Annotated in this window: 1 protein-coding gene; it reads left to right on the forward strand. The window is 71.1% G+C overall.

The annotated features are described in order from the left end of the window. The coding region (locus ACLD7X_RS18160; RefSeq protein WP_411425087.1) for a hypothetical protein at window positions 1-458 on the forward strand (458 nt) is incomplete at its 5' end. Window positions 459-543 lie beyond the last annotated feature (85 nt).

The following is a 543-nucleotide window of genomic DNA, read 5'->3' on the forward strand; positions in this document are numbered from 1 at the left end:
CGACGGCGGGGCGGGCCTTCGTGGTCCACATGCTGGAGCAGTCGGCCACGGACCTGGGCCGCGCGATGGCCGGCGATCCGCCGACGGTCAGCGAGACCGGCCAGCAGATCGTGCAGCGGGCCGTGGGCAGCCTGACGGACGCCATGCTGGGCCATGCCATCGGCGACCTGATGGAGCCGATCACCGGCGTTCTGGCCCCCGCCGCACAGCGCGAACTGCGCAACGGCAACCTGCTGCGGTCGGTGACGATCACCTTTTCCGAAGACCAGGTCCACGGCGCGGTACAGAATGCCTTGCGCGCCTTTGCCCAACGCGCGCCGGCCGAGCTGCGCCGGATCATGGGCGGATCGGACGCGCGCAACCGCAGCGCCGCGGCTGCGCAGATCGCCAGCGGCGTGATGGCCAACCGCCAGTTCCGGGCGCAGCTGGAGCGCTGTCTCGAACAGCAGGCGCGATAGCCCTGGCCGCTTGTGCCAGCGGGGGCCTGCGCCTAGAACGGGGCAGGCCCGGGGGAACAGCGCATGAAGATCGCCACCTTCAACA

Source organism: Aphanothece microscopica RSMan92 (assembly GCF_046613545.2).
Classification (GTDB): domain Bacteria; phylum Cyanobacteriota; class Cyanobacteriia; order PCC-6307; family Cyanobiaceae; genus NIES-981.